Origin of the sequence: Clostridium sp. YIM B02506, from assembly GCF_022324845.1 — a bacterium.
Classification (GTDB): domain Bacteria; phylum Bacillota; class Clostridia; order Clostridiales; family Clostridiaceae; genus Clostridium_T; species Clostridium_T intestinale.
In genome coordinates, this window is the sequence record NZ_JAKGTG010000002.1 from 59,597 (window position 1) to 73,699 (window position 14,103).

Below are 14,103 nucleotides of genomic sequence, written 5' to 3' on the forward strand. Positions count from 1 at the left end.
AGAATAACACCAGAACAAAGTCTGGTGTCAAAGTGTATGGTTTATATAAAATTGCTTTTTCATTTTATCAAGCTGAATCAGCATAATTTTTGCATTTTTTTCAGCAAAATTTAGTGATGTAAGTAGCTTATCACATACAGAAATTATATCTTCATCTTCTTTTGGAGTATCAATAACTTTACGAATATCAGCTTCTGGATTTCTGTCTAGAACATTTAACATTCTTAAAATAGCTGAAAGAGAATAATTTGCACAGCGCAAAGAACGTATTATCTTTAACAATTTAAGATCTTCATCTCTATACACTCTGTATCCATTTTCTTTTCGTTTTACCTTAAGCAAACCGTTCATTTCCCAATTTCTCAATGCGTCTATTGAAACATTAAGATAATCAGCAGCCTCTTTTCTAGTAAAATATTTTGTACCAATTTCTTGAACTTTACTTGATAATAATTTTTGAGTAATTTCTATTGCTTCTTCCGCATTTTTCTGTTCATTTTTAATTTTCTCTATATAGTCTTCAGTTAAATAAAATGCCTCATTAAACTTACCAAGTGCAGAAGTTTTAATAATAGAAATAGCTTGTTTTCTGAGACCCTTTTGCAGAACTTCAACCTCTAAAGCAATTCTTGCGAGCTTAATCTGTTCTATATGAAAATCTGTAAAAACACGATACCCATTTACTTTTCGTTCCGCTTTGGGAATAAGTCCAAGTTTTTCATAAAGCCTTACTGTATTTGGATGAATTCCAATAGTATGTGCAACCTCTGATGTTTTATAAGTATTCATTTTATCACCACCATTCTATAATTATAATATAACTATAATAAAGTCTGGTGATATAGTGGATACTTTTTTATCATTCAATATTTTATTTAACTCTTTTAAACATAGGATGATTTTCATTAAACTCAACCAAATCCCACAAATCTCTATATCATTTTCCCCATTATGATTTCATCATGATATGTCCCATCTTTAAGTTTAAAAGCATTTTTTACATTACCCCAAACTTCAAAACCATGTTTTTTATATAATGCAATTGCCTTGTCATTATCAGAAAACACTCCAAGTTCAATCTGCTCATACCCAATTTCCTTTGCTTGATTAATTACTTCTTTAATAAGCTCATTTCCAATTCCATTATTCCAATACTTTTTCTTTATAGAAATCCCAAACACTGCTCTATGTTTTTGTTTAATACGATTACCTACACAGTTTATTCCTACACTACCTGCAACTTGATTATCTATAAATGCTGCAATCATCATATTTGTTTTACTATTTAGATTTTCTTTAAGAATTTCTATTTCCTTATCAATTGTAATATCAATTTCTTCAGAATATCTAACCATAAAATGTGTTTCATCTGATGATATCTTTAGATATTCAATCATTTCTTCTGCATCATTTTCATTAGGACTTCTTAAAAAACAAGTTGTACCATCTTTTAGTTTTATTTCTTTTTCTCTAAATTCCATTAAAACTCCCCCTTAAATTACTCTTAATATTTGATATCAAACATGAAACTAAATACTCACTTCATCAAGCCATGAAAAGGCCCATCAAGTTATCAAAAAAATTATCTCAAACTTATAACAACTAAAGAAGTAACTATTCCAACTGCAACTGATAATATCAAACTTCCTTTTATCCATGAACATATTGCTGATGCAGCTAGTCCAACAAATGTTGGTACTAAAAGTTCTCCTTTTGACTCCATAACCCCTCTAACTATAAGTGCACTTAATGCAGTATAGGGTATGTATTTTAAAAATCTCTCAACCATTGGATTAATAGGTTTATCAGATAAAACAACTAATGGAACTAATCTAGGTATATAAGTTACTAACATCATTCCAAGTATAAGAACTAAATAACTTTTCATTTTGCTTCCTCCTCTGGCTCTTTTATTAAAACCACACCAATAAGAGTTGCAACGATTATAGTAAATACAAGACTCCATTCACTTGGAATTATCTTAAAATAAGATATTAAAAAATATATTCCCCCGGAAATAAGTGATATAAATAAAACTCCACTAGATTTTTTAATCTCTGGCATAAGTATTGCCATAAACATTGCATAAAGACCAATTCCCAAACTACTTTGAAGAGATTCTGGAAGTATAGTTCCGACTAAATACCCAGCTATTGTTCCACATATCCATGATACATAGGACATTCCCTGCATTCCTAATAAAAATGGAACATTAAGTTCTCCCTCTTTAAGTGATGAAATAGAAAAAGTCTCATCTGTTACCCCAAAAGCAATAAAGTAGATCCACTTTCTTTTTACATTCTTAAGCCTTAAGGCTAAAGATGCACTCATCATTCCATGTCTCAAATTAAGTAAAAATGTTGATAGTATTATACTACCTGTCCCAATACTAGCTTTAATTAAGTCTAAAGCCATAAACTGACTTGCACCTGCATAAACAAACACAGAAAACAGAAAACTATCTAAAAGTGATATGTCTGTTGACTTAGATAACAATCCAAAAGCCATTGCCACTGGAAAATATCCAACTACCACAGGTATTGAAGTTATAACTCCATCTTTAAAACTACTTTTAACTTCATAAGTTCTTTCCACCATTTGCCCCTCCTTGTTGAAAATAACACTTCTATTATAACATAAAAATAAGACCACCAAATGGCAGTCTTATAATACTATTTGCTTTAACTTAGTTCATTTTTAATAGCTTTGACTTCTTCAATAGTTAACCCCGTACCTTTAGCAACAATATCTAAATCCAATCCCATCAGCAAGAAGTTTCTCGCATTTTTTATTGAGGCTTCTTTTATTCCTTCTTTTATTCCTTCTTTTATTCCTTCTTCTCTAGCTGACTTTAACCTAGTCATTTGATCGTGAAGTTCTGCTTCTCTAGCCTCATAAGCCGCTCTTTTTATATCATCTTTACTTATAACCTCAAGTATACTATAAGCTTTTTTTATTTTATCATTTTTCTCTGCTAACATCTCAAAACCTCTTTGATTTAATTATATGGAAAATATATCGGAACCTTTGATTGATACTCCTTAAGTTCCATTATCTTATCCTCTTCACTAAAAGTAATCCATGATACTCCGTTGAATCCATCAACTGTTCCTTTATACTCACATTCAAAATACCACTGACACACTAATATGTCATCATAAACTACATGTTCTTTGATATCCCAAACAAGTACTGTTCCTTTTTCATTCCAGTCCTTAAACCATTTTTCTACTTGATCTAAACCTTTGTAAGCTGGTCCATAACACTCACTATAAAATATCTCTTTATCAAAAACTTCTTCCAATACTGAAGAGTCATTTTTTATCCAACAGTTAAAATATCTTTTTACAATATCAAGTTTATCTTTCATAATACCCTCCATTTAACTTCATTTATTGTACTTAAACAATCTTTCTGATAAAGTTCCAGTATGTAGTTCAAATAAATGGTTATCAAAATCATAAAAATACAACGAACGACCTTCTCCTTCAACTCTTGCTCTAGGTGTTCTTAAATCAACCCCTAATGAACGTACTCTTTTTTCATAAATATCGAACTCTTCATCTGGTATTTTAAATGCAGTGTGGTTATATGTACGTTCTTGCAAAGGTTCCCCTTCCATTATTACAATCCACTGATTGCTTATTTTAAAAAACTTTTCTTGTGATAATGAAAAAGTTTTATCTCCACTTGAATATACTTCCTCTGCATCAAATATTACTCTAAAGAATGTAGATGCAAGTTCTAAATCTTTAACTATAAAAGTAATATGACTAATTCCTTCAATCACTTTAATCACCTCTGTCTTGTATTCTAAAACCTTTAACAAAGCCACTTTCTACTATATATCTTTCTTAGGGATCAACTCTCCATTAGTATCATAAATTCTAATTTGCCCAACATTATCTGGGATTATTATTGAAAAAGGCTTGCTTGAATCAACATCTATTACATCTTTTGGCTCTAATCCATTTCCTAATTCTATTTTTGATATGCTCCTCTTATTTAATGATAATAAAACACTACCTTTCCCAGGATAATCAAATCTGTCTATCCCCTCTGAAACTTCTGGTAAGGCTCCACCATAACGAAAAAAGTATCCGAAAGAAAGCCCCTCTCTCTTTGTGTATATTGAAAAAGTATAATTACTTAAATCTTTATCATAAAAGAGAAAAGCCCCAATATCTTTATTAATACTACTAGCAGTAATCCAATCCTCTTGTATTTTATGTGATTTACGCGCATCTTTTTCTAAATTATCTTTCGATAATACACCGATATCAATCTTTCCAATCAAAATCAGAAAAAGCACTCCTAATGTTGCTAATAGAATTATAGTCTTATTTATTTTCATAAAACTAATTCCCCCTATAACTTTTAATAAGTTTCACTCAAAGCATTATGAATATCCCATCCAAGTGTCCCTGCACACCAACCTTGATTTGCCAAAATAACCACAGTCATATCATTCTCTGGATAGTAGTAAAGTCTACAACTAACCCCGTATTCTTCCCCAGTATGTCCACATCTTATTATATTCTTTCCTTCTATGTCTAACACAAAAGAGTTGCCATATCCATACATCCAAGTATACCCTCTAGCACCATTCGCTTCTTCATCAATGACCTTAGGTGTAAATATCTCTTTATTCATCTTTTCACCTAGTAGAGTATTGTTTCTTAAAGCTTGTATAAACTTCACTAAATCATAAGCTGTTGAAGTTGCTCCTCCATCTGCTGCACCATCTGGAGTTGAGGTGTAGATATTCTTCTCTAATCCTATTACATTTTTATTTGAATCTCTAATGACTTCGTATCCTTCAGCAACTCTATCACAAACCTTGTCCAATGATAAAAAATCCGAGTCTTTCATATCTGCTTTCTCAAAAATATTTTTTCTTATATAATCAAAATAGGATATGCCTGAAGCTTTCTCAATTATTAGTCCTAGTAGTATATATCCGGCCCCATTATAGTGATACTTTTCACCTGGTTTATTGATTTGATCCTTGTTTATAAATAAAGGAAGATAATCTAAATTACTTCTCATCTTATATATAGGAAAATCTCTCCACATTTTTTCCCATTCTTCATCACCTAAACTTTCATCAAAGTAATCGCCTATTCCAGAAGTATGAGTAAGTAAGTTCTCAACTGTAACTTCATTTGAGATTTTTGTATCTCTTAAATCTAAGTACTCTACCACTTTTGTTTCAAAATCCAACTGTCCCTTTTCAATTAATTGAAGAATTGCAACTGAAGTAAACATCTTTGATACTGATGCTATCCTGAATCTAGTATCTAAAGTGTTTTTTATACTCCAACCTCTATTTGCATATCCACAAGCTTTTCTGAATATCTTTTCCCCTTTTTCGTTTATTAAAACAACTCCTGAAAATTCTTGTTTCTCTTCTTTCTCATCTATTATCTTATTAAGTTTATCTAAGTTTCTCATATCCTTAACTCCTTAAATATCTCTAATTTTCACTATCTAAGTGTTTTTTGTGCTTTCATTATAAATAAAGAATATTTAATATTTTTTTCCTCTATTTTTTTCTCATCATAAAAGAATGTAGTAGATTCCGCATCTCTAAAACCAACTTCAATAAAAATTTCTTTTAATTTTTCTTGTTCAAAGCCATTGTGTCCATTAAATCCTGGCTCATTTTTATGAAAACTTCCATCTTCCTTATCTAAATCTACTATGATAACCTGTCCACCATCATTCAGTAAAGTATAAAACTTATTTGCAAGTCCAGCAATATCTTGAATATGATGCAAAACCATTGAAGTATATATAAGATCAAACTTCTCTATTATCTCTTCATTAAATAGATCTATAGCATATGGTTTCATATTATCCACTTCATATTTCTCAATCTTCTCTTTCACTACATCAATCATACCTTTTGAAGAATCAATTAGAGTAATGTTCTCAAATTTCTCAACTAAATTAAAACTTATAAGTCCTGTTCCACAACCAAACTCCATAGCAGAGCATCCTTTATTTATCTCAATTGAATTGACTATTTCTTCTGCTATTATCTTAGCTCTATTAATTCTTCTATCTGTATCCCACTTTTTAGCATAATCATCAAAAAACATAAAATCTCTCTCTTTCCTCTTAATACCATTATAATACAATTTACAACACAATAGCACCTCTTAATAACAAAAAGCACCTTAGAAGCCTTTAATTCTCCTGCGGTGCATTTATTTCTAATGAACTAAATCATTTGGGTAACTTTTATGTTTAATAATTCCATACTCTAACATTAACTCTTGAGCTAAATATTTATATCCTCTACAATGTAAATCAGACACTCCTTGACTAATCAATTCGTAAGTCTCAGACTTATAAAAATAATCCATACTTTCATCTAAATCCTTACCTGTCTCCTTTGAAAACTCAAGTATTATTTCCTTATATAAAGACTGGAGTAAAGTTTTATTTGCTTCCATAACTACACTTCCTTACTTCCTTCATATTTCAAATATTTTTCTATAATCTTCTGATTAATTATACAAATTTGGTTATTAGGCTTGAAATATTGTAGCCTTCTTAAGGCCTCTTCTTTTTCAATTAAATTATCCCTATATAATTCTATTGTATTATATACTCTATCATCAGCAATTCCACCTATAATAATATCATAGTTTAAATATCCATCTTTTCCATCTCTACAGTCTAATATGAAATCTAACCATTCAATATTATAAACTAAAAATTCTTTTACCTTAAATTTTTCTTTTAGTTTTTCTAATTTTAATTCATATATATTTATATATCCCTTTTTCCCTCTTTTTTTAAATCTATCTGTCCAGCTAATCGCTTGTTTTTCTATATTTGTTACATAAAATCCTTTTCCAAAGTCCAGTGAATCTCTTGAAAAAGAAATATCAGGTTTATCAACTATACAATAGGATCCATGATATACTCTCACTTTATCATTCCCCTTTCTCTTAAAACTTCTATTATGTCATTAACAATATATGTTTTGCTTTGAGAATGTAATGGCTCATAACATGGGATAATATAATTTTTTAGAATATCAGATTCAATATTTAATAATTTATATACCTTCTTAGCATCCATCTGTAACTTCTCCGCTAATCCTTCAATACAGAAAATAGTAAATTCTAATACTTTCTCATTCATTCTCATCGCCTCCAATAACTTATTTCATATACTTATTATACCATCAATTATAAACACAGATAACCTTTTGTTAAAAACAAAGCTATAACAATAAGATATCCCTCTTCTTATTGTTATAGCTCTCTCTAAAAATTTACATTATAAAAAGGAGGACATATTCCTCCTTACATTAAGTACTTACATTAAAAGCTTACTAATTATTAAAGATGTTTTCTCAAGATACTCATCTACAATTTGGTTTTTTAATATCTGATTCATTTTCTCTAATATCTCATTTGCTTTAATCATTTTATTTTCATCAATAATCTCTATAGATTTATAAATATTTAAATAAACTTGTGAAACATTAAAATCTTCTTTTATTAACTGCTCTCCCTCTTCAGTTATGTATAAAAACAAGGAGTTTTTATATACAGATTTTTCTTTTCTTATTAATCCTTTTTTATAGATATTTTTAACTATCACATTAGCTGTCGATGGGGAAACGTATGCTATTTTGCTTAGTTCAACAGATGTTATTCCTGGAAATGCTTCTATAATCCATAAACATCTAAGTTGAGGATAGGTTAAATCTAAAGGCTTAAGCATATCTCTATGAATACTCTCTATATTCAAAACAATTATTCTTAAACAGTTATAAAAATAGATTAATTTATGAATTAAATCTCTATCTTCCTTATCAAAATCCTCAATATGTATTTTGTAATTTCTCAAATTCATCCTTTCTATGTATTTGAGAACCAACTTCTTGTTCATATTTATAACAACTTCTTCAAATAGTGAATTTAAGAAATCCAACTCCAAGTTACTCATATGGTTCTGTAATTCAAATATAGGAAATTCTTCACCTTTATATATTTGATTATCTTCTATACACTTATATCCTTTTTCCGTTACATAGAGGTTATAGCTCTTTTTATTTTGATTTTCTTTATTAGTTATAAGCTCTTTTTTTATAAGATTTCTAAGTATTTTACTTACTGTAGGAGGTGCCCATCCAGCTATTTCTGCTATTTCTACTAAGGATACTCCAGGAAAAAGAGCTGTAATCCAAAGCACTCTAAGTTGTGGTAGTGTAATATTATTTTTTTCTACGTATTTGTTATAATTCCACTCTATATTTAAAAATAGATATCTTGATAAGTTATAAAATTTATGCACATGTAACAAGTGATTTTTTAATTGAGTATTTTTTATACTTTTCTTATTACTTCTCATTTTTATTTCCTTTTCTTTTAAAGTTTCTCAATGTAATTTTATCATTAATTTAAACTTTTTTCCCTTGTTATTTTAAAAGAAAAATGCTATTATAAATCTGTTTTGAAATTTCAACATTCGAATGCTAATAATAAATGGAGATGATATCTTGTTAGTACCAAAATTATTTACCTGTATAAAAAATTATAATAAACAACAATTCCTAAAGGATTTATCCTCTGGAATTATAGTAGCAATAATAGCACTTCCTCTTTCTATAGCCCTAGCTATAGCCTCTGGTGTATCACCTGAAAAAGGCTTATACACTGCAATTATTGGTGGATTTATTGTTTCCTTTTTAGGTGGAAGTAAAGTACAAATTGGAGGTCCAACTGGAGCCTTTGTAATAATAGTCTATGGAATAATTGAGAAGTATGGATTAGATGGTCTTATAATATCAACCATTATGGCAGGACTTTTCTTAACTATTATGGGATTTCTTAAGTTAGGAAGTCTTATTAGATTTATACCGGCATCTATAACTTCAGGTTTCACAAGTGGAATTGCAGTAGTAATATTCTCAACTCAAATAAAGGATTTCTTAGGACTATCTATAAAATCAGTTCCTTCAGAGTTTATACATAAGTGGGGAGCATATTTTAAAAATCTCAACACCTTTAATCCTCAAAGTTTATTAATATCATTATTAACCTTGGGTTGTATAATTTTTTGGCCTAAAATTAACAAAAAAATACCCTCTGCTTTTTTAGCAATTATATTAACAACAGTAATAACATTAACTTTTAATTTAGATACACCAACCATAGGTAGTGTTTTTGGTAATTTATCCTCTTCTCTACCATCACTTTCTATTCCAAGTGTAAATTTGTCTACTATACTCAACTTGGTTTTCCCAGCACTAACAATAGCTATCCTTGCTGCTGTCGAGTCTCTACTTTCTGCAGTTGTTGCTGATAACATGATAGATGGGCGTCATAGATCTAATATGGAATTGGTTGCTCAAGGTTTTGCAAATATCTTTTCTGGATTATTTGGAGGAATACCTGTAACTGGAGCTATAGCAAGAACAGCTGCTAATATAAAAAATGGCGGCAGAACTCCTGTTGCTGGAATGGTTCATTCAGTTATACTTTTACTAATAATGTTTTTATTTATGCCCTATGTTAAGTTAATTCCTATGGCATCTCTAGCAGCAATATTAGTTATGGTATCATACAACATGGGTGAATGGGACGCATTTAAAAACTTACTAAAAGCCCCTAAAAGTGATAGCTTAATCTTTATAGTTACATTTTTATTGACGGTTTTCTTTGACCTAGTATTTGCTATAGGTGTTGGAGTAGTTCTCTCATCCTTATTATTCATGAGAAAAATGGCTGAATTTACTAGTGTAAAGTCTATTATAGATGATATAGATAGTGTTGACTTATTAGAAATAAAAAACACTCTAAAATATCCTGAGGATGTTGCTATGTATGAAATAAATGGACCATTTTTCTTTGGTGCGACAGATAAATTCATATCAGCTATTAGAGATATTTCCTCCATGCCAAAAATACTTATAATTAAAATGGACAAAGTTCCTATTATGGATTCTACAGCATATCATTCTTTTGAAATGCTCTTAGATATATGTAATAAACAAAATACAAAACTTCTATTACTTAATGTCCAACCTCAACCTTTAAATACACTAAAGAAATACGGATTTGTAGATAAAATAGGTAATAAGAATGTTTGTGTAAGTTTAAATGATGTCATTAATCAATCGAATTATCATACAGCTTAATAAGCTATGTTTCTAAATATAATATCGTTAAAATGGCTGTGGAGCTAATCTAGCTCCACAGCCATTTTTATTTTTAACTAAATTCTTTAAGAACCTGAGTAGTTTATTTTTGTTGATCCTGACTCAAGCCACTTATCTAAAGCATTTTTACTAAATATATAAGTCTCTCCAATTTTCTTATATGGTAAATCATTATTTTCATCTTCTATAATCTGTTTAAGTTGAAACTCTACTATACCTAAATACTCCGACGCTGTTTTTAAATTATAGGCTTTTTCTTCTGTATTTTGATGTTGTTGCTGTTGTAAAGCAACATTCAAACTATTTGGGAAATAACTTACTGGTGCGGTTTTTATAGCTCTTCCTATAATTGAAGCTGCAATTATTAAAGAAAATGATAAAACTATTATTGAAATTGCTAATAACTTGTCCCTCATAAAAATACCCCTTTTATACTTATTTATCTGATGTCTAGCCACTGTTATATACAAGCCTAACAAAGGATGGGATATAACAGTGGCTAGACCCTAGATAAGTTCAACTAAGATTTAGATAAGGATAAACCCTCATCTAAATCAAGTTTCACTTAATAATTAGCGTCTAAATAATCCCCAATAACTTGAGCGTATAGCTTGGCCCCTTCAGTGCTTAAGTTAACACCATCTTCTAAGTTAGAGTTCATCTTACTTCTTAACATTGTATAAAGTTCTTGTTTTTCACTTTCAGCATACATGTCCACATATCCGACTTTATTCTTTTCTGCAACTTCTTTAATTGCATCACAATATTTTTTTAGCTGAGCATTTGCTCCACCAACTTCATTATACCAATTAGCAGGATGTTTTTTGTAATAGTAATTTGCATTTCCACCCATGTTACCATTGCCTTTATTTCCTTCAATAACTTTGTTAGGAGCAACTAAAATAGGAATAGCTTTCTTTTCTTTTATTTGTTTAACCATAGACTCCAGATTACTTTTAAATTTATCTAAAGGAACATTTTCTTTATTCTTATCTACAAAATAATGATCATTTAATCCAAAATTAATTACTACAAAGTCAGGATTTTTTTCTAAAACATCTTTATTTAATCTTTCTAAACCTTGGGTAGATGTATTCCCATTAACCCCTGCATTTGTAAGTTCTAAACTAAATCTTTCCTTTAATAAATCAGTCCATAACTTATTTCCTGCTTGAAAATTCTCTCCATATGTAATATTATCGCCTAAAGCAACAACCTTAGCACCTTTTATAGATTTAGTTATTACTTCTTCTTTAGGCTCTTCCTTTACTGGTATGTTAGATGCTACTGGCACTATCTTTGTTTTTTTGTTAAAACTATACATGCCAAAAACTACAGTTAATATTGTAACTATAGATAATAATATTACTAATAAAATCCATTTCTTATTCTTCACACTTTTTCCTCCATCAACTATAATTACTATTATTATATCATTTATGGAAGTTTTTTAAACCTCAATAACAAAAAATCATTTCAAAACCGAGGTTTCAAAATGATTTTTCTATAGATAATTTTATGCAAAGGCGTCTATTAATGTTCCTTGTGTTTTTTCATAAGAAGATTCTTCCTCATTACTTTTTAATGTGGAAACATTATTTTTACCTTGAGAAGAAACTTCTGATACTTTTTGAGTAGCATTACTGTTGCTACTGCTTTGAGCTTCCTTTTGCTGTATTTGAGCATCAATCTGCTCTATTTGTTGTTGTAGCTGCTCAACTTTTTCTTGTTTTGTTTTATCATCTAACTTACTTGAATTCACTTGTAAAAGCTGTTGCTGAAGACTTTCTCTTTGCTTTTTTAATGCTTCTAAACTGCTATCTGAAGCTTTATATGTACTAGTTGAAGCATTAGAAATCGAACCAACATTCATTTTTTTGACCACCCCTTGTTATTTTATGCAACCTCTTATTTTAATAATAAAATAAAAAAATCAAGATATTATGGTAAAAATATGTGAATATTGTGTGACATAATCTAATTCTCACCAACTAGTTATACAACTTCCGCCTCTGCTTCTAGTTCAACTTTTTCATGTGCTTTAGTTAAAAGTCTTAACTCTCTAAATAGGAATATCGCAGTTATAATTGAGGATGTACCATCTGCTATTGGTCCTGCAAGCCAAACTCCAGTTATGCTATTTAACATTCTTGGAAGTATTAAATATAAAGGTATTAAAAGAATAACTTGTCTAAGCAAACTTAAAAACATAGATATTTTTGCTTTACCAACGCTTTGAAAATAGTTACCGCTTATAATTTGGAATCCTATTATAGGAAGCATTGATAAGAATATTCTTATACCATGTGATGCTACTGCAACAAGTTCTGGATCTTTATTGAAGAGTTTAATAATTTGTGGTGCAAATGCTTGAACTCCTATAAAGCCCATAACAACAATTATTGTAGCTCCTATAATAGCATACTTTAATGTATCTAGTACTCTTTTATAAGCTTTCGCTCCATAATTAAATCCAATTATCGGCTGATATCCTTGATTTATTCCAAACAAAGGCATAACAATTAAAGTAACTACACTGTTTACTACTGTCATGGCACCTATTGCTACATCTCCACCGTAAGTCTTAAGTGCTGTATTTGCAGTTATTGATACCACACTTGCTGCCATTTGCATTGAAAAAGGAGAAACTCCTATAGCAAAAATTGTTTTAACTATATTCATATCTAGTTTTAAGTTACTTACTTTTAATTTTAAACTACTTTGCCCTTTTAAAAAATAACTTAAAACCCAAATAGTTGAGACGGCTTGGGATATTATTGTTGCTAATGCCGCTCCTTTTACTCCCATGCCAAAAGTAAAAATAAATATAGGATCTAAAATAGTGTTAAGTACTGCTCCAACTAACATTGTGGAAGCTGCTCTTTTAGGATTTCCCTCAGCTCTAATGCAGTGATTTAAACTAAAGGACGTAAGACTGAATATTGTTCCAAGTAAAATTATTCCAAGATAATCACTAGCGTAACCAAAAGTACTTTCGCTTGCACCAAACATCATTAAAAGTTTATCTTTATATAAAAGTCCTACTATAGTTATTAAAATAGAAAATATTATTGAAAGGGAAAGTGCATTCCCTAATATATGTTCTGCTTCATCTTTTTTTCTTTGCCCTAATTTAATTGATATATTTGCTGATGCACCAACTCCTGTAAGCATAGCGAAAGCTATAACTACAGTCATAATAGGGAAGCTTAATCCAACTCCTGTTAAAGCAAGTTGTCCTACACCCTCCATCTGCCCAATATAGATTCTATCCACTACATTATATAATGCATTTACAAGCATTCCTATAATAGCTGGTATAGAGAAGCTTATAAGTAATTTTAATATATTTTCATTTGCCAGTCGTTTTTCTCTATCTATCATTTGTAATCTCCTTTGATCTTTTTTTCTTTTTGTTCTCCACCATTCTCTGGAGAAGATCTAATGCCATTTTCTTTTCCTCTTCAGTAAAATCTGATGTTAATATATCATTCCACTCTAGTAAAACATTTCTTATATCCTTAATAATATCTTTCCCATCAGCAGTTAAATAAACTCTGTAAGCTCGTTTATCATTTTCATCTACAGATCTTTTTACTAAACCTTCTTCTTCAAGCTTTTTTAAGGCTTTAGCGGTTGTTCCTTTATCTATAATTAATTTACAAGTCATTTCTTCCTGAGTTACACCTTCATTGTTTTCAAGAAAAAGTAAAAATGTATATTGTCCACTACCTATATTTCCACTATTAAAATTTTTATTAAAATACATAGCTCCTGATCTATACAATATAGAAATATATCTTCCAATGCTATCAATATTTTTTTGCATTTTATCCACCTTTAAAAAAATAATAGTTGCACACACAACCATTATAGTATAAATTATTAACAATTTATTTACAAGTATATTTTTTAAT

Annotated in this window: 20 protein-coding genes; 1 reads left to right on the top strand and 19 read right to left on the bottom strand. The window is 29.6% G+C overall.

From position 1 onward, the window contains the following. Positions 1-27: 27 nt before the first annotated feature. The 14 genes from L1S49_RS02075 to L1S49_RS02140 form a co-directional block, all read right to left on the bottom strand. Positions 28-789, bottom strand: a complete 762-nt coding sequence (locus L1S49_RS02075; RefSeq protein WP_238902353.1) for a MerR family transcriptional regulator — start codon at positions 787-789, stop codon at positions 28-30. A gap of 143 nt (positions 790-932) precedes the next feature. Continuing rightward, positions 933-1,481 carry a GNAT family N-acetyltransferase gene (locus L1S49_RS02080; RefSeq protein WP_238902354.1) on the bottom strand — a complete coding sequence of 183 codons (549 nt, stop codon included), beginning with the start codon at positions 1,479-1,481 and terminating at the stop codon, positions 933-935. A gap of 101 nt (positions 1,482-1,582) precedes the next feature. Further along, a complete protein-coding gene (locus L1S49_RS02085; protein WP_073019988.1) occupies positions 1,583-1,888 on the bottom strand; it encodes an AzlD domain-containing protein in 306 nt (101 codons plus the stop codon). After that, the gene (locus tag L1S49_RS02090) at positions 1,885-2,598 is read right to left on the bottom strand and encodes an AzlC family ABC transporter permease (protein ID WP_238902355.1); all 714 of its coding nucleotides are present in this window, start codon (positions 2,596-2,598) and stop codon (positions 1,885-1,887) included. Before L1S49_RS02090 ends, L1S49_RS02085 begins: the two co-directional genes overlap by 4 nt. 83 nt (positions 2,599-2,681) lie before the next feature. After that, a complete protein-coding gene (locus tag L1S49_RS02095; RefSeq protein WP_238902356.1) occupies positions 2,682-2,981 on the bottom strand; it encodes a hypothetical protein in 300 nt (99 codons plus the stop codon). A gap of 17 nt (positions 2,982-2,998) precedes the next feature. Continuing rightward, a complete protein-coding gene (locus L1S49_RS02100) occupies positions 2,999-3,370 on the bottom strand; it encodes a nuclear transport factor 2 family protein (RefSeq protein ID WP_238902357.1) in 372 nt (123 codons plus the stop codon). Positions 3,371-3,388: 18 nt separating this feature from the next. Next, positions 3,389-3,835 (bottom strand): FosX/FosE/FosI family fosfomycin resistance hydrolase, encoded by a 447-nt coding sequence (fosX, locus tag L1S49_RS02105; RefSeq protein ID WP_343073967.1) that lies wholly within the window; start codon positions 3,833-3,835, stop codon positions 3,389-3,391. A gap of 6 nt (positions 3,836-3,841) precedes the next feature. Beyond that, on the bottom strand, positions 3,842-4,354 hold the full coding sequence (locus L1S49_RS02110; RefSeq protein ID WP_238902358.1) for a hypothetical protein: 513 nt from the start codon (positions 4,352-4,354) through the stop codon (positions 3,842-3,844). A 23-nt stretch (positions 4,355-4,377) separates the two neighbouring features. Then, a complete protein-coding gene (locus tag L1S49_RS02115) occupies positions 4,378-5,454 on the bottom strand; it encodes a serine hydrolase domain-containing protein (RefSeq protein ID WP_238902359.1) in 1,077 nt (358 codons plus the stop codon). Positions 5,455-5,486: 32 nt separating this feature from the next. Next, positions 5,487-6,104: a class I SAM-dependent methyltransferase gene (locus L1S49_RS02120; RefSeq protein WP_238902360.1), complete on the bottom strand. Its 618-nt coding sequence runs from the start codon at positions 6,102-6,104 to the stop codon at positions 5,487-5,489. Positions 6,105-6,218: 114 nt separating this feature from the next. Further along, entirely contained in the window at positions 6,219-6,461 is a 243-nt protein-coding gene (locus L1S49_RS02125; protein ID WP_238902361.1) for a hypothetical protein, read from the bottom strand. Positions 6,462-6,463: 2 nt separating this feature from the next. Beyond that, positions 6,464-6,943: a DUF3990 domain-containing protein gene (locus L1S49_RS02130; protein ID WP_238902362.1), complete on the bottom strand. Its 480-nt coding sequence runs from the start codon at positions 6,941-6,943 to the stop codon at positions 6,464-6,466. Further along, on the bottom strand, positions 6,940-7,158 hold the full coding sequence (locus L1S49_RS02135; protein ID WP_238902363.1) for a DUF3791 domain-containing protein: 219 nt from the start codon (positions 7,156-7,158) through the stop codon (positions 6,940-6,942). The genes L1S49_RS02130 and L1S49_RS02135 overlap by 4 nt, the downstream gene beginning before the upstream one ends. Positions 7,159-7,335: 177 nt before the next feature. Beyond that, positions 7,336-8,376 (bottom strand): MarR family transcriptional regulator, encoded by a 1,041-nt coding sequence (locus L1S49_RS02140; RefSeq protein WP_238902364.1) that lies wholly within the window; start codon positions 8,374-8,376, stop codon positions 7,336-7,338. Between the two features lie 148 nt (positions 8,377-8,524). Between L1S49_RS02140 and sulP the strand changes: the two genes are divergently transcribed. After that, on the top strand, positions 8,525-10,165 hold the full coding sequence (gene sulP / locus L1S49_RS02145; RefSeq protein ID WP_238902365.1) for a sulfate permease: 1,641 nt from the start codon (positions 8,525-8,527) through the stop codon (positions 10,163-10,165). A gap of 86 nt (positions 10,166-10,251) precedes the next feature. On the opposite strand, the gene L1S49_RS02150 is transcribed toward sulP, so the two are convergent. From L1S49_RS02150 to L1S49_RS02170, 5 genes are all read right to left on the bottom strand, one after another. Further along, positions 10,252-10,602 carry a helix-turn-helix domain-containing protein gene (locus L1S49_RS02150; RefSeq protein ID WP_238902366.1) on the bottom strand — a complete coding sequence of 117 codons (351 nt, stop codon included), beginning with the start codon at positions 10,600-10,602 and terminating at the stop codon, positions 10,252-10,254. A 149-nt stretch (positions 10,603-10,751) separates the two neighbouring features. Continuing rightward, the gene (locus L1S49_RS02155) at positions 10,752-11,582 is read right to left on the bottom strand and encodes a GDSL-type esterase/lipase family protein (RefSeq protein WP_238902367.1); all 831 of its coding nucleotides are present in this window, start codon (positions 11,580-11,582) and stop codon (positions 10,752-10,754) included. A 120-nt stretch (positions 11,583-11,702) separates the two neighbouring features. Further along, entirely contained in the window at positions 11,703-12,059 is a 357-nt protein-coding gene (locus L1S49_RS02160) for a FlxA-like family protein (protein WP_238902368.1), read from the bottom strand. Between the two features lie 122 nt (positions 12,060-12,181). Next, positions 12,182-13,567: an MATE family efflux transporter gene (locus L1S49_RS02165; protein WP_238902616.1), complete on the bottom strand. Its 1,386-nt coding sequence runs from the start codon at positions 13,565-13,567 to the stop codon at positions 12,182-12,184. Beyond that, complete coding sequence (locus tag L1S49_RS02170) at positions 13,560-14,015, bottom strand: MarR family transcriptional regulator (RefSeq protein ID WP_238902369.1); 456 nt, start codon at positions 14,013-14,015, stop codon at positions 13,560-13,562. Before L1S49_RS02170 ends, L1S49_RS02165 begins: the two co-directional genes overlap by 8 nt. Positions 14,016-14,103: the final 88 nt, after the last annotated feature.